Genomic DNA, 22,843 nt, shown 5'->3' on the forward strand with positions numbered 1-22,843 from the left:
ACCTAATTCTGATCGCGACGGTGTCTCAGCTGGCTGATCTCGAGGATCACCGAGTCCGGCTCAACGACACTCCGATGCTTTATCAGATCGAAGTCCCACCGACCATGCGCTTTCTCGAGCTCCTTCACATAATCCCGACCTTTATGAAGGAATGCACGCGTTTGTCTTCCATCCATCCAAGGAAATATATAATCCATTAATAGATCAAGATCGGCTAAAGCCCGCGCAGATATGCAATCACAATCAGGTAAAGCTTCAACCGCTTTCTCGATGCGTATTGGATGAACAGAACCTCGAGCCCCCGTTTCGCTCAACACCACGCGAAGAAATGCAGCTTTCTTCAGGTTGCTTTCCACGAGATGGACCCACCCATCCTGAAGCTCAGCCAGGAATATTGCCGTCACCACGCCGGGAAATCCTCCACCCGAGCCGATGTCCAGCCACCGAAAGGGCCGCGGGTTTAACTGAAAAATCTGCGCACTATCGGCTATATGTCGCTGCCATAACTCATCCCGGGTCGATGAAGCCACCAAGTTGATAGATGCGGCCCACTTTTGAAACAAGCCTGCAAAGTGCTCAAGGCGCTGCTGCGTTTCACGTGAAACACTTTTCCCGTTCACAAGCATCAGGAGACTCGCCGCGCGCGATTCGAAAGGTTCTCTTTCCGAACCAATGCGAGAATCAAGGCCAATGCTGCCGGCGTCATTCCATCAACGCGGCCAGCTTGCGCCAAATTAGCCGGTCGACTTTTAGTCAGCTTAACTTTTAGTTCATTTGAAAGGCCCGGCAGGGCGCCGAATTCGAAATCTATCGGAATCATGACAGCTTCATCGCGTTGAGTCGAAAGAACGTCTGCCTGTTGACGCTCCATGTAAACCGAATATGTAGCTTCAATCTCCAGAGCTTCAGTAACTTTTGCAGGAAGATTTAACAGATCAGGCCATAGACGAGATAGGTTTGAGATCGACTGTTCTGGATATGCCAACAGCTCATAGGCACTTCGGCGCTGTCCATCCTGATTGAGCTTTAGGCCCTCTTGAGCCGCTTGATTTGGTGTGATGGTCAAGTTTTTGAGCAAACTGCGTCCGGCATCGATATCCTCCTTATACTGTCGAAACCGAGAATGGCGATCTCGGCCAATTAGCCCGAATTCCTCCCCAAAGGGGGTGAGCCGAAGGTCAGCATTGTCCGCTCTTAAGGAGAGGCGATACTCTGCGCGAGAAGTGAACATGCGATATGGCTCGGAAACGCCTTTGGACGTCAAATCGTCGATCATCACGCCGATGTATGATTCAGCTCTGCTAAAGATCCTAGGAGCGCTGCCAGAGGCGAACCGTGCGGCATTCATTCCAGCAACCAGACCTTGAGCTGCAGCCTCTTCATAACCTGTCGTTCCATTAATCTGGCCGGCGAGGAAGAGACCGTTGATCTTCTTTACTTCCAGGGAGCCACGCATTTCGCGCGGATCGACATAGTCATACTCGATAGCATAGCCTGGTTCGAGAATCTTGACGTCTTCCAAACCTGGGATTGTACGAATAAACGCTGCCTGAACAGCTGCAGGAAGCGAAGTCGATATCCCATTGGGATAGACGGTCGGGTCATCCAGTCCTTCGGGCTCAAGAAATACCTGGTGACCATCGCGTTCGCCGAAACGAACAATCTTATCTTCAATAGACGGACAATATCGCGGTCCTACACCTTCGATTTGACCAGAATACATGGCAGACAGATGAATGTTATCCGCAATCACTTTGTGGGTGGCACTCGTCGTTCGAGTGACGCCGCAGGCAATCTGGGGCGTTGAAATCCTGTCCGTCATAAACGAGAAGGGCACTGGATTCTCATCCGCTTCCTGAAGCGCTACAGCCGACCAATTGATGGTGCGTCCGTCCAGGCGAGCTGGCGTTCCGGTCTTGAGCCGTCCCAGTTGAAGGTTAAAGCGCTTTAAGGTTTCTGACAAACCCAGAGAGGGCTGTTCACCTATGCGGCCGGCAGGAATCTTTTCGCTGCCGATATGAATAACGCCGCGGAGAAACGTTCCAGTCGTCAACACGGCCGTTCCGGCTCCGAATCGACGTCCATCTCTCATCACGGCGGCAGCAATGCGTCGTTCAATAATCTCCAGATCGTGCGCTTCGCCTTCGATAACGGTTAGATTCTCGTGCTCCAGGATGAAGCGCTGCATTGCCGCCTTATAGAGCTTGCGATCTGCCTGGGTCCGTGGTCCTCTAACGGCAGGACCCTTCTTTCTGTTTAAAAGCCGAAATTGAATACCCGCCAAGTCAGCCGCACGACCCATCAAGCCATCAAGTGCATCAACTTCGCGAACCAAGTGCCCCTTGCCCAAGCCGCCTATGGCCGGGTTGCAGGACATGACACCGATCGTGTCGATCTTGTGCGTAACAAGAGCGGTCTTGGCGCCCATCCGCGCAGCGGCACTCGCGGCTTCGCACCCCGCATGTCCTCCGCCGATTACGATCACATCAAATGTCATTGCACTCCCTCACATTGGGCATTCAACTGTTTCACGTGAATCATTTTCCAATGCAGAACTGCGAGAAGATGATATCCAGTAGCTGCTCTACATCCACTCGGCCCGTAATACGTCCGAGGGAAGTGGCAGCAATGCGCAAGCTTTCCGCCCGCAGATCCAGTTGCCCGCCATCTAGCGCCTCAGCAACAAAATTGGAAGCCTCTTTCAGATACTGCAACTGTCTGGCCCGATTTGGTACGAGCGAACCACTCCAAGTCGAAGTTACCTGTTTTAAGATAGCGGTCCGAAGAGCATCCAGTCCCTCTCCCGTCTTAATCGACAAGCAGACATCATATCTATTCGAAACCGTGTGCCGGTCGAGCTTGGTTCCAATGAAAAGCATCGTCCCTTGAGGCTGCTCGGGCGTATATTTCGGGTCCGAATCTATTTCCTCCAGAAGAAGAACAAGGTCGGCTTCAAACGCGGCACGCTTCGCCCGCCTTATCCCTTCCTGCTCCACCAAGTCGTCGCTTTCCCGGATCCCAGCCGTGTCAAAGAACCGGACAAGATAACCATCGAGATCCAGATCGACATGAATAACGTCGCGAGTGGTGCCGGCAAGCTCAGTGACAATGGCCACATCCCGTTTTGCCAGTGCGTTCAACAAGCTTGATTTTCCCGCGTTGGGAGGACCGGAGATGACGACCTTGAATCCATCACGAATAATCTCGCCTCCCTGTGCTCCCTGAATGTGCTGTAGAAGCTCGGCATAAACTGCGCCGACATCCATCCACACCCGATCGGAAACCGAGCCAGGCACGTCCTCTTCATCTGAAAAATCCAGCTCTGCTTCGATGAGCGCCCGTGCTCGGGTCAGACGTTCTGCCCATGCCATGTAAAGCGCAGATTGACCTCCAAAGCTATGTTCCACCGCCAGACGCCGCTGCATCTCGGTCTCTGCAGCAATCAAGTCGGCAAGACCCTCGACTTCCACGAGATCGATTTTGCCATTATCGAACGCGCGTCGCGAGAATTCACCGGCTTCCGCCAACCGAAGGCTGGTTAAGGTGGCAAGCTCATTAAAGACCGCCGAAACGACCGCCTTGCTACCGTGAAGATGGAATTCGACGCAATCCTCACCCGTAAACGATTTTGGGGCGCGAAAGCCTAATACAAGTCCCTTATCCAGAACCGAGCCGTCGCTTCTCCGAAGCGTCCTCAGTGACGCTTTGGCTCCCGAAAAAATTTGACCGGCCAGAAGTTCAGCTGCCTCAAACGCCTTGGGGCCGCTTAATCGTATAACGGCAATGCCGGCGGGAAGGGTGCCGCTGGACAGGGCAAAAATCGTGTCAGTTTCAGCAGCCATAGCTAGAGTCCATATAGCACAAACGAGAAAGCGCCCAGTCTCCCAGGCGCTTTCCAAATCATGAATCCGGCTAATGACTAGGTATTCATCGAGTCGAAGAAATCGCCGTTGTTCTTCGTCTGCTTCAGTTTATCAATCAGGAATTCTATAGCGTCGGTCGTGCCCATAGGCGCGAGGATACGACGAAGAACGAAGATCTTCTGCAGATCCTGCCGCGGAACGAGCAGATCTTCCTTACGAGTACCGGACTTGAGAATATCCATGGACGGGAAGATGCGCTTGTCGGCAACCTTGCGATCCAACACGATTTCGGAGTTGCCCGTGCCCTTGAACTCTTCGAAAATCACCTCGTCCATACGGCTGCCAGTATCGATCAATGCAGTTGCAATGATCGTCAGCGAGCCGCCTTCCTCGATGTTACGCGCAGCACCAAAGAAGCGCTTGGGTCTCTGGAGCGCATTGGCGTCCACACCGCCCGTCAGGACCTTGCCTGACGAGGGGACGACGGTGTTATAGGCGCGACCGAGGCGCGTGATCGAATCGAGCAGGATGACAACGTCGCGGCCGTGCTCGACAAGACGCTTGGCTTTCTCAATTACCATCTCGGCCACTTGAACGTGCCGGACAGCCGGTTCATCGAAGGTCGAAGAGACAACCTCTCCCTTCACGGAACGCTGCATATCCGTGACTTCTTCTGGACGCTCATCGATCAGAAGAACGATCAGATAGCATTCCGGATGATTGGCTGTAATGGAATGGGCGATGTTCTGAAGCAGAACCGTTTTACCCGTACGTGGCGGAGCAACAATCAGACCACGCTGGCCCTTGCCAAGCGGCGCGACGAGATCGATCACACGAGCCGACAGATCTTTGGAGGTGGGGATATCCAGCTCCATCTTGAACCGCTCGTTCGGATAGAGCGGTGTCAGGTTGTCGAAATGCACCTTGTGACGGATCTTTTCGGGATCGTCAAAATTGATCGTGTTCACCTTGAGAAGTGCGAAGTAGCGCTCTCCTTCCTTAGGGCCACGGATCGGACCCTCGACGGTGTCGCCCGTCTTCAGCGAGAATCGGCGGATCTGCGACGGTGAAATATAGATATCGTCCGGGCCGGGAAGATAGTTGGCATTGGCCGAACGCAAGAACCCGAACCCGTCCTGCAGCACCTCCACAACGCCTTCGCCGATGATTTCGACATCCTGGCTGGCCAGAACCTTGAGGATCGCGAACATCAGCTCCTGCTTGCGCATGGTGCTGGCGTTCTCGACCTCGAGCGATTCGGCAAAGGTCAGCAGGTCGGTCGGCGACTTGCTCTTAAGTTCTTGAAGCTTCATTTCAGCCATGAAGGGAGGACCACACTGGAATTTGGGGAGAAAGAGGCGTGTCGGTGAATTCGCTACCGCGGAAGATGATCCGGAACGATGAGAAACTACACGCATGCCACGAGATGAGATGGCGCGAAAAATAGCCGTTCACGTGCAACCCCGCAAGGGGGCATCGTCAAGTGGACGAAGAAAAATCAGAAAGGCTTCACCACGACCAATATAACGATCAGAATCATCAGAACAGTCGGCAACTCATTCATCATGCGCCAGTAGCGCGCAGATTTCCGTGGACCGTCTGCTGCAAAGGATTTGACCGCTCGGCTGAAGCCCATATGCACGACCGTCAGCAGAACAACAAGCGTAATTTTCGCATGCAGCCATCCTCCTTCGAACTGGAATGCCCGCCAGGCAAGATAGAGCCCGAGCACCCAGGTGATCATCATGGCAGGGTTCATGATGATCTTGAGAAGGCGCCGCTCCATGAGCTTGAAGGTCTCCGACTGTTCCGAGCCTGGCTCCGCCTCGGAATGGTAGATGAAAAGCCTCGGCAGGTAGAGCAGGCCGGCCATCCACGCGATGACGGCAATCACGTGGAAGGCCTTGACGTAGAGCAGGAAATTATCCGGCTGGAGCCAATAGACCGTCATGACGATCCCGACGAAAACAGCCAACGCTATTCCGGCTCGTACTGCAGCCTTCGCTCCCCCGCCTTGTTCTGATGCCCGCTCGGGTACTTTCATTGGGTCTTCCCACGGACTCGCTCAACCAGTCGGGTGACGTGATCCGGATCGGCTTCCGGTGTGATCCCATGCCCGAGATTAAAGATCAATGGGCCATTGCCCAGCCGATCGAGAATGGCGTCTATCCCGTTATCGAGCGATCTGCCACCGGCAACCACCCGCATCGGATCCAAATTTCCCTGAATCGGTCCCTCCTTCTGCAGGTCCGCGGCAACGTGAAGCGGCACGGACCAGTCAAGACCGATGGCATCCGCCTTCGTCTTTTGGCGATAGGTCTTGAGTTGAAGGCCCGCTCCCTTTGCAAAGGCGATGATGCGAGCCTGAGGCCGTTGAGCCCGAACGATCTCGATCATGCGGGCCACAGGCTTTGCAGCATAGGATTCGAACTCTTCCTCGCCCAACACACCAGCCCAGGAATCAAAAATCTGCACGGCGTCAGCTCCGGCATCGATCTGCCGTATAAGATACTCAGCAGACATTTCGGCCAGCACATCGAGCAGCCTCTGGAAGGCTTCAGAGTGCCTGTAGGCGAAAAGCCTGGCCGGAGCCTGGTCCGGGGTTCCATGCCCGGCAATCATGTAGGTCGCCACTGTCCAGGGCGCACCACAAAAACCAAGCAGCGTGGTCTCACTCGGCAATTCCGCTCTCAATCGCCGGACAGTTTCGATCACCGGTGCAAGATGATCGAGCGCACCTTCCGTTTGAAGTCCAAGTATCCCCGCCGGGTCGATCGGATCCATCCGCGGGCCTTCGCCCTGTACGAACCGCACATTCCTCTTCAAAGCATCGGGAATGACGAGAATATCCGAAAAAAGAATAGCCGCATCGAATCCGTATCGACGGATCGGTTGAAGCGTCACTTCTACGGCAAAGTCTGGGGTGTAACAGAGATCGAGGAAACTTCCTGCCTCGGCACGAACCTTGCGATATTCCGGGAGATAACGACCTGCCTGTCTCATAAGCCAAATTGGTGGAGGAGCAACAGTCTTCCCGTTCAGCACCTCCAGGATTTTCCGGTTAGACCCGGTCAATGGTCGTCTCCAATAATAAAGAAATGAATCTTAGAGATTTCTATTTCTTAGAGTCTGTGAGTAGCAAGGATTAAACGCAGTCCACACAGAGCGTGACCATAAGCTGTTCAGGAGGCTTGGAGTGGATAAATGGCAAGCTTACCAAGCGCCTTCTGTGGAGATGCGACTAATGCTTATTCAAATCAAGTGGTTACGGTACTCGTGAAAGAGACTTAGCTTGTGGATAGGCTGTGGAAAAGAAATCGGCTTGCTGCACTTTTCCCCAGAGTGCACAAACGGCGTCTGGCAGATCGCACCGTTGCGGGATTTGTGGACAAAAGCGACCTTATCCCGACGCCGGCAAAGCTCGTGGCGAACGGCCATGGTCTATCCCTACTTGTCAACAAAGGGTTAAAAACAGCGTGGAGAACAAAAAAAACTTCTTTCATCTGCACCTGATTTCTGACTCCACGGGCGAGACGTTGATTGCAGCGGGACGGGCTGCTGCAGCCCAGTTCAAGTCATCCAGTGCAATCGAGCATGTCTACCCATTGATTCGCCACCGTAAGCAGATTTTGGCGGTGCTGGAATCCATTGATTATGAACCAGGCATTGTGCTTTACACGATCGTAGACGAAGAACTGGCGGCGCTGATCGATGAACGCTGCCGAACCATGGGGGTTCCCTGTGTAAACGTCTTGAAGCCCGTTCTTGCGACGTTTCAGGCTTATCTGGGCGCGCCGTCACGAGGGAGGGTTGGGGCGCAACACGCGCTCAACGCCGATTATTTCAGGCGAATAGAAGCACTCAATTTCGCTATGGATCATGACGATGGACAAATGCCCGAGGATTATGACGAGGCGGACATCGTGCTGATCGGTATAAGCCGGACCTCCAAGACGCCGACCAGTATCTACCTCGCCAACAGGGGCATCAAGACTGCGAACATCCCCATTGTTCCGGGACATGATCTCCCGGAAAGCCTCTACCGCACGACACGGCCTTTGATCGTGGGATTGGTGGCGACGACGGACCGGATCAGCCAGGTGCGAGAACATCGGGAGCTCGGCGCGACTGGAGGATACGATCGCAATCACTATACGGACCGGGCAGCAATCAATGAAGAACTGAAATATGCCCGCACGCTCTGCTCCCGGCACAATTGGCCAATCATCGACGTCACCCGGCGATCGATCGAAGAGACTGCCGCAGCCATTGTTGCTCTTCGCCCGAAGCTGCGATAGTCGGCGAGGAGTCCTAGGACCAATCGACATTCAGGATTTGGAGCGTGGCATGAGGGAAAATCGTTCAGTTCGAGGAGCGAGCCCGATGGTGGATCCTATATCCATCGGGGGTTCGCGACGCAGAAATGGGCGATTTTCACCATATCCCTGCGGGACTCGGCGGATTTCGCCTCTGAAAACGTCGGAAACGCCTTGTGGAGGGAAGGCTCCACTGCAGCCTTCCCTCCTGTTCAGAAGCAAAATCCGCTCGCGCCACGCCCGAACCTGAATGTCGATTGGTCCTAGGAGATGATCGTGAAACAACCGCTTGTTCTTGCCTCTTCCAGTCCATTCCGCCGCATGCTGATGGAAAATGCGGGCCTGGTCTTCGAGAGCTTCCCGGCAGGGGTCGACGAACGGAAGATTGAACAATCCCTCGATGGTGCAATGCCTGATGAGGTGGCGCTTGCGCTTGCGCAAGCCAAAGCCGTGGATGTGAGCGCAGGCAAGCCTGGTGCTCTCGTTATTGGTTCCGACCAGACCATGTCGCTCAGTGACCGCGTTTTTCATAAGCCGCGCTCTCTGGAGGAGGCCAGGGAAAACCTGCTCGCGCTTTCCGATGCGACGCACCGGTTGAATAGCGCCATTGTCTTTGCTGTCGATGGTGGGATTATCTGGAGGCACATCTCTCATGCGGACCTGACGGTGCGGCGACTGAATGCTGAGTTCGTTGATCGCTATCTGGCTCGTGTGGGAGAAAAGGTCTTTGGCAGTGTCGGCGCCTATCAATTGGAAGGAGAGGGGATACAGCTCTTCTCCCGAATAGAAGGTGACTATTTCACCATTCTTGGGCTCCCCATGCTGCCGCTTCTGGAGAAATTGCGTGAACTGGGAGCGATCGATGCCTGATTCACGTGAAACAAAGCGGTGCGATGCCTTCGTGACCGGCTGGCCTGTAAAGCATTCCCGTTCCCCACTGATCCACAATCACTGGCTGAAACGATATGCCTTATCCGGCTCATATACGGCTGAGTCCGTTGCGGTAGAAGAGTTCCCCGCCTTTATTTCGGCTTTGAAAAGCGGAGGACGCTATCGCGGCGGCAATGTCACCATTCCGCACAAAGAAACAGCATTCCAGCTGGCGGATCGTCCGGACGAGATCGCGAAAGAGCTGGGTGCCGCCAATACGCTCTGGATGGCAGACGGGCTGCTTCATGCGACGAACACCGACTCATTTGGCTTTGCCGCAAACCTGGATGAACGACATCCAGGTTGGGCAAAGATCAACCGAGCAGTCATTCTCGGAGCAGGCGGCGCTAGCCGCGCGGTTATCCAGGCGGTTCGTGACCAGGGAGTAGCCGAAATCCATGTCGTCAATCGAACAAGAGGGCGGGCCGAAGATCTGGCAGATCGCTTCGGGCCGAAGGTTCATGCGCACGCATTGGGTGCGCTTGGAGAGGTGATGAAGGAGGCCGGTCTTTTCGTCAACACCACCTCGCTTGGCATGAATGGGGGTGAAACCCTTGAGCTCGACTTTTCTACACTCGCAGAGCGCGCCCTTATTACGGACATCGTTTATGTGCCGCTGAAGACCCCCTTTCTGATCCAGGCCGAGAGGCAGGGGCGCCAGACCGTTGATGGGCTCGGCATGCTTCTGCATCAGGCAGTTCCAGGATTTGAGAAATGGTTTGGCATCAGGCCCTCGGTCGATGAGGAACTTCGAAGCCTCGTCATCGAGGAAATGGACCAACACGCATGATCGTCATTGGGCTCACAGGCTCCATCGGAATGGGCAAATCGACAACCGCGAAGATGTTTGCGGAGGAAGGCGTGGCGGTCAACGATGCCGATGCCGTGGTGCATGACATTTATCGTAACGAAGACGTGGCCGCCTTGCGCGATGCTTTTCCCGGATCCATAAGGTCCGGGATTGTCGATCGACAGCAATTGTCGCGTGAACTCACAGCCGCGCCGGAAAAGCTGCGGCTTCTGGAATCCATCATTCATCCTCTTGTTCGGCAGAGGGAGAAGGAGTTTCTCGCGCGACAGAGACAGGCCGGGGCAGATTTGGCCTTGCTGGATATTCCTCTCCTGTTCGAGGTCAAGGCGGAAGATCGGGTCGATACTGTCGTCGTGGTCACCTGTGATCCACAGATTCAGCGTGAGAGGGTGCTTGCGCGTCCGGGCATGACCGCCGAAAAACTGGACATGATTCTGTCGCGCCAAATGCCGGACGCGGAAAAGCGGAAAAGGGCCGATTTCCTGATCCACACTGGAGCAGGGATGAACGCGGCAAGGCAAAGGGTGAAGCAGATCATCGCTGCCCTGAAAGCCGGAAGGATGACCGAAAAACATGCGTGAGATTATTTTCGATACGGAAACCACAGGGCTCGAAAGCCGCTTTGACCGTATTATCGAAATCGGCGGCATCGAACTGATCAACAATTTCCCGACAGGCCGCACACTCCACCTCTACATCAACCCCGGTGATCGCAAGGTGCATCCAGACGCGCTCGCCGTTCATGGCATCACCGACGACTTCTTGAAGGATAAGCCAAGCTTCGGCGATGTGGTTCATGAGATCATAGAGTTTTTCGACGGCGCAAAGTGGATTGCCCATAATGCCACCTTCGACATGGGCTTCATCAACGCGGAGTTTGGAAGGCTCGGAATTCCTCCGGTCCCTACCGATCAGGTTATCGATACGCTATCCATGGCGCGCCGAAAGCATCCTATGGGGCCGAACTCCCTGGATGCGCTCTGCCGACGTTATGGCATCGACAATGCTCACCGCACCAAGCATGGCGCGCTTCTCGACTCCGAACTTCTGGCTGAGGTTTACATTGAGATGACGGGTGGCCGACAGGCTGCCTTTGGCTTGGTTGCGTCAGAACAAGGCACGACGGTCATCGAAGTGGAAGACGTGGTGTTGTCAGGTCCGGTTGGCCGGCCGCATCCACTTCCTAGCCGTTTGAGCGCAGCCGATCTGGAAGCACATGCTTCAATGGTCGCTGCGCTAAAGGACAAGGCGATCTGGCTGAAATACGGATCGGCTTCGTGAGGAATGGACAATGCGGCTGCCGAGTTTTCCCGGCTGCCGCTGATGGTGAGCTTGATTAGCTATTGAGGACTTGAACTTTCGACTTCGCCTGCTCTTCCGCCATGCGCTGCGAGAACATCTGGGCAAAATCGATCGGGTCGATCATCAGCGGCGGGAAGCCGCCATTGCGGGTGACGTCCGCGACGATCTGGCGCGCGAAGGGGAAAAGCAGTCGCGGGCATTCGATGAAGAGCAGGGGCAGCATATGTTCCTGCGGGAAATCAGTGATGCGGAATACGCCGCCATAGACCAACTCAGCCGCAAACACGACCTTGCCTTCGTCTGTGGCTTCAGCGCTTAACGAAAGAACCACATCGAAGTCGGTTTCCGACAATGGATTGGCGTTGACATTCACGCTGATATTAATGCCGGGAGCCTTGTCGCGGGCCTGAAGCGAACGAGGCGCACCCGGGTTCTCGAAGGAAAGGTCCTTCGTGTACTGCGCGAGAATGCTGAGTGAAGGCGTTGCGGCCTGATTTGTGTCATCTGCCATGGGTAGTCCTCGAGGCTAAAAGGATGGAGGCCTCTAACATTTCGCCTCCAGCCTTACAACCCTGGCCGTCAGATGGGTTCAGGTGTCGTTGCTGTCGCGCGGTTTCTAGGGCGAAGGAGGATCCCGGCGATAATCCTCATCGCCAAGGTCGATCACGGGTGCCGGGGACGATGTAGGCTGCGTCGCCCTTGGCTCTCGTCCCGCCGTGCGCACGACATCGTCCTGTCCTGTCCTCACGACGACGACCCGCTTCCTTGCAAGAGACCAGATTGCGTCGCGGACAAAGGGAACGAACAGCAACAGGCCAACAATATCGGTCAGGAAGCCTGGCAGAAGAAGGAGAATGCCGGCGATGACGATCATCGCCCCATCAACCAGAGTTCGCCCGGGCATCTGGCCTTGACGGCCCATTGCGGAAAGCTGCCGCAGCAGGTGCGTGCCTTGCATCCTGAGCAGGAGGCCCCCGAGGATCGCGGTCCCGACCACGAGGCCAAGCGTTCCCCACAAGCCGACTGCGCGCCCCACGAGAACGAAGCCGGCGATCTCTGCGAGCGGCCAGGCCAAGAGAAGGATGGGAAAAAGCAGAAGGCGCATGCTATGGTCCTGGCGGTTTGTCTGTCGCCGGATCGTCCAGACCCCGCTATTTGAAGATGGCGTAGAGAAGACTATATGAGCATGATCAGACACAGTTAAAGGACAATTGCGGGTAAGATGGGTTCGAACGACTTCATAACACTGTTTTTTCTTGTCGCCGCAGTCCTGATCTTCTTTCAGCTCAGGAGTGTTTTGGGTCGCCGTACCGGAAACGAAAAACCGCCCGCGGATACCCTCAGTACACGAGATACTGCGAAGGTTCCGAGTCCAGACGAGAGCAAGGTGGTAACGCTTCCAAGGCGTGACGGAGCCGATGACGACCAACGCCTCGCGGATATCGACAGCTTCGCTAAACCCGCTACGCCACTGAACGGAGCGCTTCGCGGCCTTGTGAAGTCCGATCCGACATTCCGGCCGCGCGAATTCCTTAACGGCGTTCGAATGGCGTACGAGATGATCGTCATGGCCTTTGCCGATGGTGATCGTAAGACGCTCAAAAATCTTCTGTCCAAAGAAGTTTATGACGGCTTCGAGGCCGCCATCGCCGAGCGGGAAAAGCGCGGGGAGGTGGTAAAATCGACCTTCGTCGGCATCGACAAAGCTGACCTTACACAGATCGTCATGAAGGACAGCGAAGCGCAGGTGACGGTCAGGATCGTCAGCCAGCTGATCTCAGCCACCTTCGACAAAGCCGGTGCGCTGATTGACGGTGACCAGGAAGCTGTTGCCGAGGTCACGGACATCTGGACTTTCTCGCGCGACATTCATTCTCGCGACCCGAACTGGAAACTGATTGCAACCGAATCCGAGCAATGACTGATCTTTCGCCGGATTATAGCCTGCAGTACAGGGACTTCAGCCAGCTCCCTGGCTGGAGGATCGACGATCCGCGTCCTCTGTTGTCGGCTATGGCGGCCTGCCTCTCCTATGTCCAGGATGTTAAGCCATACAGAACGGGGACACTTGGTCTGACGGTAGACGATCTGGTCCCGCTTTTAAGTGCGGCTCCCAAATATTGGGGTTCTGCTAAAGATGCGCGAGGTTTTTTCGAAAACCACACTGTGCCTTTCGAGATTCGGCGCGCCGACAGTCGGAACGGATTCGTCACGGCATTTTACGAGCCGGAAGTTGAAGTCTCCGCTGATCCGGGAGGAGAGTGGCGCTATCCATTCTACCGCCGTCCCGATGACCTGATCGATCTCAGAGACGCGAACCGGCCAGCCGATCTGGATGCCTCCTACATGTTCGGGCGTCAGACTGCTGGAGGCGTTGCAGCCTACGCGGATCGAGGCGAAATCGACCGGGGCTACCTTGAGGGTCGTGGATTAGAGATCGCCTGGGCCAGGTCCAAGGTCGATGTCTTCTTCGCCCATGTCCAGGGTGCTGCGCGCCTGAAATACTCGGATGGCTCGGTGAGGCGAGTGACCTATGCTGCCAAGGCGGGCCATCCTTTCTCTCCCATCGGAAAGCTCTTGGTAGATCGGAGTGAGATCGCGCCATCGGCGATTTCGATGCAGACGATACGGCAGTGGCTGGCAGACCATCCAGATCAGGTCGATGAGATCCTCTGGCACAATCGGTCCTATATTTTCTTCCGTGAGGCCGAAGTCTCCAATCCAGCAATTGGGCCGGTGGCTGCCGCAAAAGTGCCTCTCATTCCCGGCCGGTCGTTGGCGGTGGATCGGCAGATACACACGTTTGGTTATCCGTTTTTCATCCACTCGGAAACGCTGACGCATCTCGATAGCGGAAAGCCGTTCGCGCGTCTGATGCTTGCGCTCGATACAGGAACGGCGATCGTCGGGCCTGCACGTGGTGACATCTTTACGGGCTCGGGTTTTGAGGCAGGGGAGCTTGCCGGCACGGTTCGCAACGATGCCGACTTCTTTATCCTTATCCCCAAGGCGGCCGCTGCCAGGTATGGCGGATGAGCGGCGGGCGCAAACTCGATCCCGAGGAACGGATCCTGTGGGGTAAGGTGGCTAAATCCGCTCGCGCTCTTCCCGGGCGCATGAAGGATATCCTCGAGTTTGAGGAGGAAGAGGCCAAGCAGCAGGCTGCGGAGGATGCAAGGCAGGTAGCGGTTGCCCCCAAAATCTCCATGTCCCAACTTGCGGAACCCGCCCCCCTAAAGGGTAAACAGCCTGCCGGATTTCATCACCCTCTTGAAAAACCGACCAAGCGGAAGCTTGCCAAGGGTCGTCTAGCCATCGAAGCACGGCTAGACCTGCATGGAATGTATCAGGACGAAGCGCATGATCTGCTGCTGAACTTTCTGCAGCGCGCCCATGACCGGGGGATGCGGCACGTGCTGGTGATCACGGGTAAGGGGAGTTCCATGGGCAGCGAAGGTGCTCTGCGCCGAGCGGTGCCGCTCTGGTTCTCCAAAATCGAATACCGTTTCCTGATTTCCTCCTACGAATGGGCGGCCCGTCATCATGGCGGAGAGGGAGCCCTTTACGTACGTCTATCAAGGAGCCGCGGAGATCGGGCATGACCCCCTTCGGCAACGCATTGAGAGATTTACGCGGCAAGCGCGGGATCACGCAGAAGGCCTTAGCTGACGCGATCGGCGTCACACCAGCCTATCTGTCGGCGCTGGAGCATGGACAGCGGGGAAAGCCCAGCTTTGAACTTCTGCAGCGAATTATCGGCTATTTCAACATCATCTGGGACGAGGCAGAGGAACTCTTCCGTCTTGCGGAAGCTTCGCATCCCAAGGTGACGCTGGACACGGCCGGGCTTCCCGCTGCTTATACGGCCTTTGCCAATCGTCTCGCGGAGCAGATTCGCACTCTGCCGACCGACGTGATAGACGAGATGAGCGAAGCTTTGGAAAAGGCCAGCCAAAAGCGCTGAACCTTTCGCATTTCCACGGCTTTCTCAGCCTTCTAGAAGGCTCAACCTTTAGAAAAAGCCTTGGTTTGCCTATATTCCGAGGTCCATACAGCCGGTGATTCGCTCACCGCTGCCCTGAAGAACTGGAAGATATTTGATGACCGATACACCTGTCAGCGGAAACGACGCAAGTGCTGAATATGGTGCGGATTCGATCAAGGTCCTGAAGGGCCTCGACGCCGTCCGTAAGCGCCCTGGCATGTATATCGGTGACACGGATGATGGCTCCGGCCTGCATCATATGGTCTACGAAGTCGTCGATAACGCGATCGACGAAGCTCTGGCCGGACATGCTGACCTTGTTACGGTGACGCTCAACGCGGATGGCTCCGTAAGCGTCACGGACAACGGCCGAGGCATCCCTACCGATATTCACACAGGCGAAGGCGTATCGGCAGCCGAAGTCATCATGACCCAGTTGCACGCCGGCGGTAAGTTCGACCAGAACTCCTATAAGGTGTCTGGCGGTTTGCACGGCGTGGGCGTCTCGGTCGTGAACGCGCTCTCGGTTTGGCTCAAGCTGCGGGTGCGGCGCAGCGGCAAGATCCATGAAATCTCATTTACGCACGGTGTTGCCGACGCTCCTCTCAAGGTGGTGGGAGACTACGAAGGGCGGTCTGGTACGGAAGTGACTTTCCTCGCCAGCACTGACACCTTCACCATGACCGAGTATGACTACAACACGCTTGAACATCGCCTGCGCGAACTCGCCTTCCTGAACTCCGGCGTTCGAATCCGGCTAACGGACAAGCGTAAGCCCGATGTCAGGGAAGAGGAAATGCTCTATGACGGTGGCCTGGAAGCCTTCGTCCGATATCTCGACCGTTCCAAGAAGCCTCTGGTTGACAAGCCGGTCGCCATTCGTGGCGAAAAGGATGGCATTACCGTCGAAGTCGCCATGTGGTGGAACGACAGCTATCACGAGAATGTCCTGTGCTTCACCAACAACATTCCGCAGCGCGACGGCGGTACGCATATGGCTGGCTTCCGCGGCGCCCTGACACGCCAGGTCACCTCCTATGCGGATAGCTCCGGCATCACGAAAAGGGAAAAGGTGACGCTGCAGGGCGAAGACTGCCGCGAAGGCCTGACGGCTGTCTTGTCGGTGAAGGTACCTGATCCGAAGTTCTCTTCGCAGACGAAGGACAAGCTGGTTTCGTCGGAGGTGCGGCCGGTCGTCGAAAGCCTCGTCAACGAGGCATTGAGCACCTGGTTTGAAGAACATCCAACCGAGGCAAAGATCCTCGTCGGCAAGGTGGTGGAAGCGGCCGTAGCCCGCGAAGCCGCTCGCAAAGCGCGTGAACTGACCCGTCGCAAGGGCGTGCTTGATATCGCTTCACTGCCAGGCAAGCTTGCCGACTGCTCCGAGCGCGATCCGGCCAAGTCCGAAGTATTCCTCGTCGAGGGTGATTCCGCCGGCGGCTCCGCCAAGCAGGGCCGTTCGCGGGAAACCCAGGCGATCCTGCCATTGCGCGGCAAGATCTTAAACGTCGAGCGTGCCCGCTTCGACAAGATGCTGGGCAGCCAGGAGATCGGCACGCTGATCACGGCACTCGGCACCTCGATCGGCAAGGACGAGTTCAACGCCGATAAGCTGCGCTACCACAAGATCATCATCATGACGGACGCAGACGTCGATGGCGCCCATATTCGCACGCTGCTTCTGACCTTCTTCTTCCGCCAGATGCCTGAATTGATCGAGCGCGGCCACATCTATATCGCCCAGCCGCCGCTCTATAAGGTCACGCGCGGCAAGTCGGTTCAGTATTTGAAGGACGAGAAGGCCTTCGAGGAATACCTGATTAACATGGGTCTGGAAGAGGCAAAGCTGACACTCGGTTCCGGTGAGGTGCGGGTGGGACAGGATCTGCGCGAAGTCATTCAGGACGCGCTACGCCTCCGTTCGCTCGTCGAAGGTCTGCATTCGCGCTACAGCCGATCGATTGTCGAACAGGCGGCTATCGCCGGCGCTCTGAACCCGGACCTGACCGATAATCCTGAACGTGCACAGCAGACGGCCGATGAAGTAGCACGGCGCCTGGATCGGATCGCAGAAGAAACGGAACGGGGATGGTCCGGCCATGTCACGCCGGAAGGCGGAATCCGATTTGAACGCATGGTGCGCGGTGTCAAGGAAGCAGCCTTTCTCGACGTCGCCTTGATTGGCTCCGCCGATGCTCGCCATATCGATCAGATGACGACACGCTTGCACGATATCTACGGGACCCCTCCCGTCCTCGCCCGCAAGGACGGGGAACAGGAGATTGCTGGCCCACGCGCCCTTCTTGACGCTATTTTCGCTGCCGGCCGTAAAGGTCTTTCCATGCAGCGTTATAAGGGCTTGGGAGAAATGAACGCTGAACAGCTCTGGGAAACGACGCTCGATCCCAACGTCCGCTCGCTCCTGCAGGTAAAAGTGCCTGATGCCACGGACGCCGACGGATTGTTCTCCCGATTGATGGGCGATGAAGTCGAACCCCGACGCGAGTTTATTCAGGACAATGCCCTAAGCGTTGCAAACCTGGATATCTGAGGTTTCACGTGAATCGTCTGTGGAGAATGATTCACGTGAAACAGTTTCTTAAGCTGTGCTGCCAAGGCGCGTGAAAGCGAGCTCAGTCAGCCGTCTCCCCAGACGCGAAGCCTCCAAGCAAATCCGAGCTTGGATGGGGAATGAACCGCCTTTAAACAGCTACTATTGCTATTCGCCAAAGTTGCCTAATTTAGCAGGTAAGCCTCATGGGAGGAGGTAAAGCATGATATTATCGCCCTGTTGCAGTGAAGGGCGGTGGTTATGCTTCTCGCTTTTTATGTCGGCGCCTTTGTCGGACAAGAAGAGGTAAGGCCATGTTCTACCAACTCTACGAGATGAACCACGCTGCCATGATGCCTGTGCGGGCCGCGGCAGATGCTGCTCGCCTCTTCTTTGCAAATCCCCTTAATCCATTTGCTGATACCGAGCTTGGGCGCACAATGGCGGCGAGCCTCGAAGTGTTCGAGCGTATGACGCGCCGCTACGGTAAGCCCTCGTTTGACCTGCCACAGACCGAGGTGGACGGGAAGCCCGTTCTGGTGACGGAAGAAGTAGTTTGGGCAAAGCCCTTCTGCAATCTCCTGCATTTCGCCAGAGATCTGCCGGAAGATCGGGCGCCGGACCAAAAGATCCTGATTGTCGCGCCCATGTCCGGTCATTACGCAACGCTGCTGCGGGGCACGGTCGAAGCGCTTCTCCCTCACGCGGACGTCTACATCGCGGACTGGATCGACGCCCGCATGGTTCCGGTGGATCAGGGCCATTTCGATCTGAACGATTACATCGACTACGTCATCGACATGCTCGCCATTGTTGGGCCCGGCGCTCATGTGATCGGCGTCTGCCAGCCTTCTGTGCCTGTTCTGGCAGCGATCGCAGTGATGGAGGTTCGCAGGGACCCGGCTCTGCCGGCATCGATGGTGCTGATGGGTGGGCCGATCGACACTCGCATCAACCCGACCGCCGTCAATCAGCTTGCAAAGGAGCACCCGCTCGAGTGGTTCCAGGAAAACGTCATCATGACAGTTCCTTGGCCGCAGCCCGGCTTCATGCGCCGGGTATATCCGGGTTTCCTTCAGCTTTCTGGATTCATGTCGATGAATCTTGATCGCCACGTGACCGCGCATCAGGATTTCTTTGAGCACTTGGTAAAGAACGACGGCGAGTCTGCAGAGAAGCATCGCGAATTTTACGACGAGTATCTGGCCGTCATGGATTTGACCGAGGAATTCTATTTGCAGACGGTCGATGTCGTGTTCATGAGGCATTCGCTCCCCAAGGGCGAGATGATGCACCGTTCGGTTCACGTCGATACAAACGCTATCAATAATGTTGCGCTTCTGACCATCGAAGGAGAAAACGACGATATTTCAGGGCTTGGCCAGACCAAGGCGGCGCAAACGATCTGTCTCAATATCCCTGAAGAGATGCGGTTGCACTATGTCCAGCCGGATGTCGGACATTACGGCGTGTTTAACGGTTCCAGGTTCCGCCAGGAAATTGCTCCACGTATCGTGGAATTCGTTCGCAGCCAGGCAAAGGACGTCAAGCGCCCAGCGTCTAAGAAGCGCAAAGCGTAAGCTGCGATTGCGGATTTATTTCAGTTATTTCAGCATCTTCTTTAATTCGCGTGGCGCTCGTCTTGAAGACGCATCACGGTCTCACCAAATCGGATTCACGGGTGGCAGACGGCCACTCGCTTAAACCAGGGTGTGACCTATGAACCAGTCAGCATTGATTCGTCCTGAATGGACGCCGGCCACCATAGCCCTCATGGTGCTCGGTTTTGTGGTCTTCTGGCCTTTGGGCCTAGCCATGCTCGCCTTTATCCTGTTCGGGGAAAAGCTGCGAGGCTTCAAGCGTGACGCCAATCTGCGCGCCGACGGAATCTTTTCGGGCTTCCGACGCGCGAAGACTCGCTATGAAACTCACTTCGCAACCGGCAACGTTGCCTTCGACGATTGGCGCAGGACGGAACTCGATCGTCTTGACGAAGAGCGCCGCAAGCTCGACCAGATGCGTGAAGAATTCGATTCTTACGTCCGCGAGCTGCGTCGTGCCAAGGATCAGGACGAATTCGATCGCTTCATGCGGGAGCGGAACAGCAACCGCACCTCAGGTAACGGTGTAGTAGATCTTTAAGGCTTCGGGCAAATCTTTAGCCGGCGCTCCTCAGGCGCCGGCTTTCTTATGTCTCCGAATCACGTAAAACTGCTGCATGTTCGCGCTTCTGAAAAAACCTCTTCGTATGAAGCCAAGATCGCCAGAAACGATCAAGCGCGCACACTGGGTCGGCGAGCGAGCCCTTCCTTTGACCATCAAGGAAAACAGCCGGGCCACGCGGATCACCTTGCGCATTGAGCCGGGTGGACGGGCGCTGAACCTGACCGTGCCTCTTGGCCTGCGAAAGGGAGAGATCGAGGGGTTTCTTGACAGGCATCAGGGCTGGCTTGCTAACCGGCTCTCCAAATTCACGGAAGAAAATCCGGTGCGTGACGGCGGTGCGATCCCAATTCGAGGTGTCAGCCATCGGATAGAACATACCGGAAGCCTTCGTGGGATTACCGAAGCGGCTGAAGTAAATCACGAACCTTTACTGCGGATTAGTGGGTTGGAAGATCATATGGGACGGCGCCTGGTGGCCTTCCTTAAAAAGGAAGCGCGCAAGGATCTGGAACTCTTGGTAGCGCGTCATGCGGGGATCATCCGCAAGCCTGTAATCTCTATATCTCTGAAAGACACCCGCAGCCGCTGGGGTTCATGCTCCTGGGACGGCCGCCTGAGTTTTTCGTGGCGTATTGTGATGGCGCCACCTTCGGTCATCGATTACCTGGCAGCGCATGAGGTTGCCCATCTTCAGGAGATGAATCACGGGCCGAAGTTCTGGGCTCTGTGCAAGCAACTCTGCCCTCAGATGGAAGACGCCCGCAAATGGCTGAAGCAGAATGGGTCCCAGTTACACGCCATAGACTTCGACTGAAAATTCATTTTTGGAGCCGGCACCGGATAACGCATGCGAGTTGCCGCCTAAAACGACTACCAGTTGCCTGTACGCATGTTCCAATCCTGGTAGCTCATGCCTGATCGGTTCGGCTGGCTGGCCATCGCAATGCCGGCACCCGGACGCTTCTGGGTGGAGATAGTCGGTTCACCTGGCCGCGCCAGAGGAATAGGCACGGTCGCCGTCAAGCTCGCCTGGTAGGGCCGCGCTTCCGGCAACTGCGAATTCTGCGGAACGGCGTAGGCCGTGACGAAGTCTGACGGCATGCCCGCCCGGGATACCGCCGCGGTGATGACAGGAGCGATTGTCGAAGTGGAAGGTGGAGGATTGGACAGGATCGGCCCGCTTGCGGCCGGCAGGTTCGCTGCAATAACCGGAGCCGCCGTCAGAGATTGTTGTGGAGCGGCCGAACCCATCATGACCGAATCGATAGCCTGCTGTTGCATCCCGTCCGCGGCATAAGCCAGAACATATTGATCGACCGGCTTAGGCTCGGCCGTCTGCAATTGGCCGTCCTGGCCTCGCTTCTCGTAGAACTCGTTGCCGCCCGCGACGGCAACATAGTGCATGTTGTCGTAGCCGAAGCGTAGACCCTTGCGGTGGAAGAACATCGCTTCCTTCACATCCGGATGGCGGGCGCCCTTCAACACGGCTTCGGCAGCCTTGTCGAGATCGGGCGCCGTCGATTCATCCACTTTGCGCGCCATGAGGCCCGGTGCAAACTGGTTCTTTTGAGTAACCACGCCACAGATAGTTTGAGCATACATGCCGGACGTAAGACGGTTCATGATCACGCTGCCGACTGCCATAAAGCCGCTTGCATCGCTGCGCTGCGATTCGAAATACATAGCCCGCTTCAGGCAATCGCGATCCTTGGCTGTATAGGTATACACCTGCTTGGCAGGTCCGGCCTGAACCTTTGCGGTCTTCGTTGCCGAAGACTTAGGATCCAACGATGCACTTTTCTGCGCAGTTGTGCAGGCAGATAAGGTCGTGCCCGCAAGAAGAAAGAGAGTGGCATGAAAAACCGCCTTGACGCCGCCCGTCCGCATGGAAATCTCCGCCAAAAAATTTCAGATTCGCGATCAACTGGGAATGATCTACCTTAAAATGGATGCGAAATCAAACGCCGGAAAAAAGGCGGTGCAAATCCAACGAAATCGAATGCAGAGACCGTGCCGAGACTTGTTTTTTGCGGCTCTTTTAGCCAGCGCAGAAGTTATCAATCCGGGTGAAGCCATAGTCAAGAAAGCGCGGATGCGGGAGCCGGTGAATGAACGCCGCCTCCGATGTCACAGCGCCCAAGGCTCTGGTATGCAGGTGCGGTTCCAACCTGAAATAGCTGAAGGTCGTGATGGCTGAGGCTCTCTTATCGTACAGGGCTCGACTCAAAGCCGTTTTCGTGGCACTTCCGCGGGCATGAGACCGGACATCAAGATCTGCGGCCTGAGGACCGCCGAGGCAGTCGATCGCGCGGTGGCGCGAGGAGCGACTCATATCGGCTTCATCTTCTTTCCGAAAAGTCCCCGTAACATTGCCCCAGACCTCGCGGGTGAGCTGGCGGATCGTGCAAGGGGCAAGGCTAAGATCGTCGCTGTGACGGTCGATGCCGACGACGAAGAACTTGACGATATCGTGCATATCTTGAGGCCCGATATCCTTCAGATGCACGGACACGAAAGCCCGGAACGCATTCTACACGTCAAGGCTATCTATGGATTGCCGGTGATGAAGGTCTTTTCCGTAAAGGATGCTTCCGATATCGAGCGCATCGATCCTTATATCGGGGTAGCAGATAGCTTTCTTTTCGATGCAAAGGCGCCTGCAAGCTCCGAACTACCTGGCGGTAACGGCGTTTCCTTTGACTGGAGCCTGATGGCTGGGATTGACGAAGGCTTGGATTACATGCTTTCCGGAGGCCTGAACAAGAATAATGTGGGTATGGCCCTTGCGTCGACGCGGGCGCGGGGAATCGATATCTCGTCCGGCGTGGAGAGCGCCCCGGGCGTCAAGGATCTTGAAATGATCGATGCGTTCTTCGATGCGGTCGCTCAAGCGAACCGCCATGGCGCATGAGGGAGTAG

At 56.0% G+C, this 22,843-nt stretch carries 24 protein-coding genes; 15 read left to right on the forward strand and 9 right to left on the reverse strand.

What is annotated here, in order from left to right; translation table 11 throughout:
* Positions 1-2: 2 nt before the first annotated feature.
* From rsmG to hemE, 6 genes are all read right to left on the reverse strand, one after another.
* Positions 3-626 (reverse strand): 16S rRNA (guanine(527)-N(7))-methyltransferase RsmG, encoded by a 624-nt coding sequence (gene rsmG, locus EPK99_RS24190; RefSeq protein WP_128445658.1) that lies wholly within the window; start codon positions 624-626, stop codon positions 3-5.
* The gene (gene mnmG / locus EPK99_RS24195) at positions 626-2,497 is read right to left on the reverse strand and encodes a tRNA uridine-5-carboxymethylaminomethyl(34) synthesis enzyme MnmG (RefSeq protein ID WP_128445659.1); all 1,872 of its coding nucleotides are present in this window, start codon (positions 2,495-2,497) and stop codon (positions 626-628) included. Before mnmG ends, rsmG begins: the two co-directional genes overlap by 1 nt.
* Positions 2,498-2,537: 40 nt before the next feature.
* Positions 2,538-3,842 carry a tRNA uridine-5-carboxymethylaminomethyl(34) synthesis GTPase MnmE gene (gene mnmE, locus EPK99_RS24200; RefSeq protein WP_128445660.1) on the reverse strand — a complete coding sequence of 435 codons (1,305 nt, stop codon included), beginning with the start codon at positions 3,840-3,842 and terminating at the stop codon, positions 2,538-2,540.
* 77 nt (positions 3,843-3,919) lie between these two features.
* Complete coding sequence (gene rho / locus EPK99_RS24205; RefSeq protein WP_128445661.1) at positions 3,920-5,185, reverse strand: transcription termination factor Rho; 1,266 nt, start codon at positions 5,183-5,185, stop codon at positions 3,920-3,922.
* Between the two features lie 176 nt (positions 5,186-5,361).
* Positions 5,362-5,907 (reverse strand): protoporphyrinogen oxidase HemJ, encoded by a 546-nt coding sequence (gene hemJ, locus EPK99_RS24210; protein WP_128445662.1) that lies wholly within the window; start codon positions 5,905-5,907, stop codon positions 5,362-5,364.
* The gene (gene hemE, locus EPK99_RS24215) at positions 5,904-6,938 is read right to left on the reverse strand and encodes a uroporphyrinogen decarboxylase (protein WP_128445663.1); all 1,035 of its coding nucleotides are present in this window, start codon (positions 6,936-6,938) and stop codon (positions 5,904-5,906) included. The genes hemJ and hemE overlap by 4 nt, the downstream gene beginning before the upstream one ends.
* Positions 6,939-7,339: 401 nt before the next feature.
* Between hemE and EPK99_RS24220 the strand changes: the two genes are divergently transcribed.
* From EPK99_RS24220 to dnaQ, 5 genes are all read left to right on the forward strand, one after another.
* Complete coding sequence (locus EPK99_RS24220) at positions 7,340-8,161, forward strand: pyruvate, water dikinase regulatory protein (RefSeq protein ID WP_128445664.1); 822 nt, start codon at positions 7,340-7,342, stop codon at positions 8,159-8,161.
* A 294-nt stretch (positions 8,162-8,455) separates the two neighbouring features.
* Positions 8,456-9,049 carry a Maf-like protein gene (locus tag EPK99_RS24225; protein WP_128445665.1) on the forward strand — a complete coding sequence of 198 codons (594 nt, stop codon included), beginning with the start codon at positions 8,456-8,458 and terminating at the stop codon, positions 9,047-9,049.
* Positions 9,042-9,899: a shikimate dehydrogenase gene (locus EPK99_RS24230; RefSeq protein ID WP_128445722.1), complete on the forward strand. Its 858-nt coding sequence runs from the start codon at positions 9,042-9,044 to the stop codon at positions 9,897-9,899. The genes EPK99_RS24225 and EPK99_RS24230 overlap by 8 nt, the downstream gene beginning before the upstream one ends.
* On the forward strand, positions 9,896-10,501 hold the full coding sequence (gene coaE / locus EPK99_RS24235; protein ID WP_128445666.1) for a dephospho-CoA kinase: 606 nt from the start codon (positions 9,896-9,898) through the stop codon (positions 10,499-10,501). The genes EPK99_RS24230 and coaE overlap by 4 nt, the downstream gene beginning before the upstream one ends.
* Positions 10,494-11,201 carry a DNA polymerase III subunit epsilon gene (gene dnaQ / locus EPK99_RS24240; RefSeq protein WP_128445667.1) on the forward strand — a complete coding sequence of 236 codons (708 nt, stop codon included), beginning with the start codon at positions 10,494-10,496 and terminating at the stop codon, positions 11,199-11,201. Before coaE ends, dnaQ begins: the two co-directional genes overlap by 8 nt.
* Positions 11,202-11,256: 55 nt before the next feature.
* Here the strand turns inward: dnaQ and secB are convergent, their stop codons facing one another.
* Both secB and EPK99_RS24250 read right to left on the reverse strand, forming a co-directional pair.
* Entirely contained in the window at positions 11,257-11,733 is a 477-nt protein-coding gene (gene secB / locus EPK99_RS24245) for a protein-export chaperone SecB (RefSeq protein ID WP_128445668.1), read from the reverse strand.
* Between the two features lie 105 nt (positions 11,734-11,838).
* Positions 11,839-12,327: an FxsA family protein gene (locus tag EPK99_RS24250; RefSeq protein WP_128445669.1), complete on the reverse strand. Its 489-nt coding sequence runs from the start codon at positions 12,325-12,327 to the stop codon at positions 11,839-11,841.
* 117 nt (positions 12,328-12,444) lie between these two features.
* On the opposite strand from EPK99_RS24250, the gene EPK99_RS24255 reads away from it, so the two are divergent.
* From EPK99_RS24255 to EPK99_RS24290, 8 genes are all read left to right on the forward strand, one after another.
* Entirely contained in the window at positions 12,445-13,143 is a 699-nt protein-coding gene (locus EPK99_RS24255) for a Tim44/TimA family putative adaptor protein (protein ID WP_128445670.1), read from the forward strand.
* A complete protein-coding gene (gene mltA, locus EPK99_RS24260) occupies positions 13,140-14,258 on the forward strand; it encodes a murein transglycosylase A (protein WP_128445671.1) in 1,119 nt (372 codons plus the stop codon). Before EPK99_RS24255 ends, mltA begins: the two co-directional genes overlap by 4 nt.
* On the forward strand, positions 14,255-14,824 hold the full coding sequence (locus EPK99_RS24265; protein WP_128445672.1) for a Smr/MutS family protein: 570 nt from the start codon (positions 14,255-14,257) through the stop codon (positions 14,822-14,824). Before mltA ends, EPK99_RS24265 begins: the two co-directional genes overlap by 4 nt.
* Positions 14,821-15,186: a helix-turn-helix domain-containing protein gene (locus EPK99_RS24270; RefSeq protein ID WP_128445673.1), complete on the forward strand. Its 366-nt coding sequence runs from the start codon at positions 14,821-14,823 to the stop codon at positions 15,184-15,186. Before EPK99_RS24265 ends, EPK99_RS24270 begins: the two co-directional genes overlap by 4 nt.
* 136 nt (positions 15,187-15,322) lie before the next feature.
* On the forward strand, positions 15,323-17,758 hold the full coding sequence (gene gyrB / locus EPK99_RS24275) for a DNA topoisomerase (ATP-hydrolyzing) subunit B (RefSeq protein WP_128445674.1): 2,436 nt from the start codon (positions 15,323-15,325) through the stop codon (positions 17,756-17,758).
* A gap of 314 nt (positions 17,759-18,072) precedes the next feature.
* Positions 18,073-19,338 carry a polyhydroxyalkanoate depolymerase gene (locus EPK99_RS24280; RefSeq protein ID WP_128445675.1) on the forward strand — a complete coding sequence of 422 codons (1,266 nt, stop codon included), beginning with the start codon at positions 18,073-18,075 and terminating at the stop codon, positions 19,336-19,338.
* A 139-nt stretch (positions 19,339-19,477) separates the two neighbouring features.
* Positions 19,478-19,900, forward strand: coding sequence for a DUF2852 domain-containing protein (locus EPK99_RS24285; protein WP_128445676.1), 423 nt, complete (start codon positions 19,478-19,480; stop codon positions 19,898-19,900).
* A gap of 76 nt (positions 19,901-19,976) precedes the next feature.
* On the forward strand, positions 19,977-20,738 hold the full coding sequence (locus EPK99_RS24290; protein WP_128445677.1) for a M48 family metallopeptidase: 762 nt from the start codon (positions 19,977-19,979) through the stop codon (positions 20,736-20,738).
* A 56-nt stretch (positions 20,739-20,794) separates the two neighbouring features.
* Here EPK99_RS24290 and EPK99_RS26120 read toward each other — a convergent pair whose 3' ends face one another.
* Positions 20,795-21,652 carry a cell wall hydrolase gene (locus EPK99_RS26120; RefSeq protein ID WP_425374242.1) on the reverse strand — a complete coding sequence of 286 codons (858 nt, stop codon included), beginning with the start codon at positions 21,650-21,652 and terminating at the stop codon, positions 20,795-20,797.
* A gap of 139 nt (positions 21,653-21,791) precedes the next feature.
* Here EPK99_RS26120 and EPK99_RS24300 point away from each other — a divergent pair, with 139 nt between their 5' ends.
* Positions 21,792-22,121, forward strand: coding sequence for a hypothetical protein (locus tag EPK99_RS24300; protein WP_128445679.1), 330 nt, complete (start codon positions 21,792-21,794; stop codon positions 22,119-22,121).
* A gap of 57 nt (positions 22,122-22,178) precedes the next feature.
* The gene (locus EPK99_RS24305) at positions 22,179-22,835 is read left to right on the forward strand and encodes a phosphoribosylanthranilate isomerase (RefSeq protein ID WP_128445680.1); all 657 of its coding nucleotides are present in this window, start codon (positions 22,179-22,181) and stop codon (positions 22,833-22,835) included.
* Positions 22,836-22,843 lie beyond the last annotated feature (8 nt).

Source organism: Neorhizobium lilium (assembly GCF_004053875.1).
GTDB lineage: Bacteria > Pseudomonadota > Alphaproteobacteria > Rhizobiales > Rhizobiaceae > Neorhizobium > Neorhizobium lilii.

Excerpts from the sequence above, each read along its gene's own strand:
- rho (WP_128445661.1), bottom strand. The coding sequence starts at position 5,185 with ATGGCTGAAATGAAGCTTCAAGAACTTAAGAGCAAGTCGCCGACCGAC.
- EPK99_RS24290 (WP_128445677.1), top strand. The coding sequence starts at position 19,977 with ATGTTCGCGCTTCTGAAAAAACCTCTTCGTATGAAGCCAAGATCGCCA.
- gyrB (WP_128445674.1), top strand. The coding sequence starts at position 15,323 with ATGACCGATACACCTGTCAGCGGAAACGACGCAAGTGCTGAATATGGT.
- EPK99_RS24280 (WP_128445675.1), top strand. The coding sequence starts at position 18,073 with ATGTTCTACCAACTCTACGAGATGAACCACGCTGCCATGATGCCTGTG.
- coaE (WP_128445666.1), top strand. The coding sequence starts at position 9,896 with ATGATCGTCATTGGGCTCACAGGCTCCATCGGAATGGGCAAATCGACA.
- EPK99_RS24305 (WP_128445680.1), top strand. The coding sequence starts at position 22,179 with ATGAGACCGGACATCAAGATCTGCGGCCTGAGGACCGCCGAGGCAGTC.
- EPK99_RS24265 (WP_128445672.1), top strand. The coding sequence starts at position 14,255 with ATGAGCGGCGGGCGCAAACTCGATCCCGAGGAACGGATCCTGTGGGGT.
- EPK99_RS24255 (WP_128445670.1), top strand. The coding sequence starts at position 12,445 with ATGGGTTCGAACGACTTCATAACACTGTTTTTTCTTGTCGCCGCAGTC.
- mnmG (WP_128445659.1), bottom strand. The coding sequence starts at position 2,497 with ATGACATTTGATGTGATCGTAATCGGCGGAGGACATGCGGGGTGCGAA.
- rsmG (WP_128445658.1), bottom strand. The coding sequence starts at position 626 with ATGCTTGTGAACGGGAAAAGTGTTTCACGTGAAACGCAGCAGCGCCTT.
- EPK99_RS24270 (WP_128445673.1), top strand. The coding sequence starts at position 14,821 with ATGACCCCCTTCGGCAACGCATTGAGAGATTTACGCGGCAAGCGCGGG.
- dnaQ (WP_128445667.1), top strand. The coding sequence starts at position 10,494 with ATGCGTGAGATTATTTTCGATACGGAAACCACAGGGCTCGAAAGCCGC.
- secB (WP_128445668.1), bottom strand. The coding sequence starts at position 11,733 with ATGGCAGATGACACAAATCAGGCCGCAACGCCTTCACTCAGCATTCTC.
- mnmE (WP_128445660.1), bottom strand. The coding sequence starts at position 3,842 with ATGGCTGCTGAAACTGACACGATTTTTGCCCTGTCCAGCGGCACCCTT.
- EPK99_RS24250 (WP_128445669.1), bottom strand. The coding sequence starts at position 12,327 with ATGCGCCTTCTGCTTTTTCCCATCCTTCTCTTGGCCTGGCCGCTCGCA.
- hemJ (WP_128445662.1), bottom strand. The coding sequence starts at position 5,907 with ATGAAAGTACCCGAGCGGGCATCAGAACAAGGCGGGGGAGCGAAGGCT.
- mltA (WP_128445671.1), top strand. The coding sequence starts at position 13,140 with ATGACTGATCTTTCGCCGGATTATAGCCTGCAGTACAGGGACTTCAGC.
- EPK99_RS24230 (WP_128445722.1), top strand. The coding sequence starts at position 9,042 with ATGCCTGATTCACGTGAAACAAAGCGGTGCGATGCCTTCGTGACCGGC.
- EPK99_RS24285 (WP_128445676.1), top strand. The coding sequence starts at position 19,478 with ATGAACCAGTCAGCATTGATTCGTCCTGAATGGACGCCGGCCACCATA.